Below are 3,595 nucleotides of genomic sequence, written 5' to 3' on the forward strand. Positions count from 1 at the left end.
GCACGGCACACATCGTCGTCGTCGACGACGATGTGTGCCGTGCCGGTCGGGGTCTCGACGGTGCGCAGCAGGTCCGTGTCGACGCCGGACTGCTCCAGCGAGGTGCGCAGCTGGGTGCCGAAGGCGTCGGTGCCGACCGCGCCGATCATCGAGACGGTGGCGCCCGCGCGGGCCGCGGCGACGGCCTGGTTGGCGCCCTTGCCGCCGGGGACCGTGCGGAACTCGCGTCCCGTGACGGTCTCTCCGCGCTCCGGGGCCTTGGCGACGTACGCGACGAGGTCCATGTTCGCGCTGCCGAGGACGGCGATGTGGGGGGTCTTCGTCGGGTCTGTCATGGGCGGTGTGCCTCCCGGGCGGTGAGTTCTGCGAGGGTGTCGAAGCCGATGCCGTCGAAGTCGCCGATGGACGTGGCGAGCCGGTTCTTGAGGGGGGCCGTCCAGCGGTCGGGGATCCGGTCCGGGCGGCCGGCCAGCAGACCGGCGACCGAGCCGGCGGTCGCGCCGTTGGAGTCGGTGTCCCAGCCGCCGGAGACGGCGCGGGTGATGGAGCCGGTGAAGTCGCCGTCGGCGTGGGTGAGGGCGGCGGCGAGCAGGGCGGTGTTCGGGATGACGTGCACCCAGTGGTGGGTGGCGTACCGCTCGTGGAGACGGTCCACGACGGCGTCGAAGTCCTGTGTGTCCTCGGCCAGTTGGATCGCGTGCCGGACGGCCGCGGCCAGGCGGGAGTCCGGGGGGATCGCGGCGAGGCCCGCGCGCAGGCAGCGGTGCACGTCCGCGTGTCCGGCCGCCGCCTGCGCGAGGGTGGCCGCCGCGAACATCGCGCCGTAGACGCCGTTCTCCGTGTGGGTCAGGGTCGCGTCGCGGTACGCCTGTGCGGCGGCGGCCTCCGGGGCGCCGGGGTTCGTCCAGCCGTGCACGTCGGCGCGGATGAGGGCGCCGATCCACTCGCGGAAGGGGTTGCGGTGGGTGGCGGTGTGCGGGGGCTCGATGCCGTCGAGCAGGTTGCGGTACGCGACGCGTTCCGCGGTGAACGTGCGGCCCGCGGGGAGTTCGTCGAGCCAGAGCCCTGCCACGTCCGTGGTGGTGAAGGTCCGCCCGTGGCGCTGGAGGAGGACGAGGCCGAGGAGGGGGTAGTTGAGGTCGTCGTCCTCCGGCATGCCGTCGATGTTCTCGGCGAGGGAGGTCTTCGCGGAGCGCCTGTTCCAGGGGTACGTGGCCCTCAGCTCGGGCGGGACGCCTCTCTCCGTGAACCAGGTGTGGAGGGGCCAGTTTCCCGCGGCCCGGGCGAGGGCGCGGATGCCGTTCAGGGGGAGCTTCTCGACCGGCTTGCCGAGGAGGCAGCCGGCGGCTCTGCCGAGCCAGGCGGCGTGGAGGCGGTGCCGTAGGTCGCGCGGGGCCCGGGGCGCCTTGGCCGGCATGTCCCACGTGCCCTGCGGCGCGCCTGCCCACGACGGGACGGCCAGCTCGTCCAGCAGCTGTTCCGCCAGGGCCCGCAGGTGGGGTGGTGCCGGGGTCGGGGACGCGCCCGCCGCCGGGGGAGCCGGATGGCCGCCCGCGTCCAGCCAGCGGGTGCGTACCGATGCCGTGTCGCGGCCCTCCTGTTCCCACTGGGCGAGTTCGTGGCCGATCAGGTCCTCCGGCTGGACCCAGGTCAGGCGGATCATCGGGGGGCCGTCAGGGCCGCGAAGGCCGACTCGTGGGCGCGGCGGCGGCGTACGTCGCGGGCGAAGATCTCCTCGGTGATCTCCGTGAGCGCGGTCGCCGGGGCGTGCAGGTCGAGGCGGCTGGCCTCGGCGACCCGCTTGGCCCAGTCCGCGGGGATCGCCGCCTCGCCGCGCAGGGCGCCCGCGAGCGCGCCGCCCATGGTGGCGATGGAGTCGCAGTCGCGGCCGTAGTTGACCGCGCCGAGGACCGTGCGGCGGTAGTCGGCCTCGCCGACCAGGAGCATGCCGAGGGCGACGGGGAGCTCCTCGATGGCGTGCAGGCGGGAGGGGCGGCGGGCGCCGAGGGAGGGCGCGCGGTAGTCGGGGCCGACCGTGTCGAAGGGGGCGACGGCGGCGCGGATCGGGGCCAGCGCCGTCTCGAAGTCCCGGTGCCCCGCGGCCGCTTCGGCCACCGCCTCGATCGCCGCGCGCGTGCCGTCCTTCGCGAGGCCCAGGCACGCCTCGACCACGGACTCCGCGGTGGCGCCCGGCGCGCAGGCCGCCGCGACGCCCGCCGCGAAGACGCCCGCCGCCTCCCGGCCGTACGAGGACTGGTGGGCGCCCGCCACGTCGAGCGCCTCGGCGTACGCGGCCGCCGGGTTGGCCGCGTTGACCAGGCCGACCGGCGCCATGTACATCGCGGCGCCGCAGTTGACGATGTTGCCGGTGCCGGCCTCGCGCGGGTCGACGTGGCCGTAGTGGATGCGGGCGACGAGCCACTTCTCGGCGAGGAAGATCCGTTGCAGGGGGAGGGCCTCGGCCTCCAGCTCCGGGATCCAGCGCGGTGTCGTCATCAGGTCGGGGACCAGGTGCTCGGCGACGGAGTAGGCGTCGAGGTGGTCGCGGACGGCGGCGTACACGCGCACGAGCGCGTGGGTCATCAAGGTGTCGTCGGTGACGTGCCCGTCGCCCTTGTGGTACGGCGCGATGGGGCGTGCGGTGCGCCAGCGGTCGCCGTTCCAGGGGCCGACGATGCCCTGGACGCGGCCGCCGTGCCGCTCGGCGATCTGCTCGGGGGCGTACCCCTCGACGGGGCCGCCGAGCGCGTCGCCGACCGCGGCCCCGACGAGGCTGCCCGTGATGCGGTCGGACAGCGGCGGCTCACTCCGCGGTTCAGTACGTGGCGTCATGGTCGTCATGCCGGGATTGTCCACCTGGAGTGGCCAGTTCCGTGTCTGCCAGGTGCCCGGCGAGTTCCACCAGGTCGGTGCCCGCGAGACGGGGGAGCGCGCAGCCCGAGAGGGTGCGGCAGGCGTCCCGCCAGGCCTCGGGGATCGCGGCCGCCGTGCCGAGGACGCCGGTCAGCGCCCCGGCGAGCGCGGGGGCGGAGTCGGCGACGCGCGACAGGCAGGCGGCGGCGGGCACCGCCTCGGCGATGCGGCCGCGCGCGGCGGTGGTCAGGGCGAGGGCGACCGGGACGGTCTCGGCGGCGGCGATGCCGTAGCTGTAGACGTGGTCGACGATCTGGTGCTCCAGGAGGGGGACGAGCGCGAAGGCGCCGTCGTCCGGCTGGGCGCGGGCGAGCTTCACGGCGTGGCGGGCGTTGCGGCCGATCTCGGTGTGGGCGGGGAGCTGGGCGAGGGCGGCGTCGACGGCGGCATCGGTGTCGGTGCCGTCGGCGGCCAGGGCGGCCGCGATCGCCGCGGCCATCGCGCGGGCGCCGTGCACGCCGTCGCCGTCCTGGGTGTAGCGGGCGTCGAACTCCGCGAGATCGGCTGCCCGTTCGGGGTCGCCGGGGTGGACGAGGGCGAGCACGCAGGCGCGTACGCAGGCCGCGTCGTCGAAGTAGTGCGGGTTGTCGTGGCCGGTGGCGGGCGGGCGCAGGCCCGCGGCGAGGTTGCCGAGGCCGGCGCGCACGGAGATGCGGGCGCGGAGGGGGAGGACGGCGGACGC

At 75.6% G+C, this 3,595-nt stretch carries 4 protein-coding genes; all 4 read right to left on the reverse strand.

Translation table 11 applies throughout. The features are described from left to right. Positions 1-335 (reverse strand): PfkB family carbohydrate kinase (locus tag AOK22_RS27420; protein ID WP_244165035.1); only part of this gene is annotated, 335 nt, incomplete at its 3' end. Beyond that, on the reverse strand, positions 332-1,663 hold the full coding sequence (locus tag AOK22_RS27425; protein ID WP_055701400.1) for an ADP-ribosylglycohydrolase family protein: 1,332 nt from the start codon (positions 1,661-1,663) through the stop codon (positions 332-334). The genes AOK22_RS27425 and AOK22_RS27420, both read right to left, overlap by 4 nt. After that, a complete protein-coding gene (locus AOK22_RS27430; protein ID WP_055701402.1) occupies positions 1,660-2,832 on the reverse strand; it encodes an ADP-ribosylglycohydrolase family protein in 1,173 nt (390 codons plus the stop codon). Before AOK22_RS27430 ends, AOK22_RS27425 begins: the two co-directional genes overlap by 4 nt. Next, positions 2,816-3,595, reverse strand: a 780-nt coding sequence (locus tag AOK22_RS27435) for an ADP-ribosylglycohydrolase family protein (RefSeq protein WP_055701401.1), incomplete at its 5' end; no start/stop codon positions are given. The genes AOK22_RS27435 and AOK22_RS27430, both read right to left, overlap by 17 nt.

The sequence above is a fragment of the Streptomyces silaceus genome, from assembly GCF_001419745.1.
Lineage (GTDB): Bacteria > Actinomycetota > Actinomycetes > Streptomycetales > Streptomycetaceae > Streptomyces > Streptomyces silaceus.

Bases quoted from the DNA above. Each gene is read 5' to 3' on its own strand.
- AOK22_RS27425 (WP_055701400.1), bottom strand. From the start codon at position 1,663: ATGATCCGCCTGACCTGGGTCCAGCCGGAGGACCTGATCGGCCACGAA.
- AOK22_RS27430 (WP_055701402.1), bottom strand. From the start codon at position 2,832: ATGACGCCACGTACTGAACCGCGGAGTGAGCCGCCGCTGTCCGACCGC.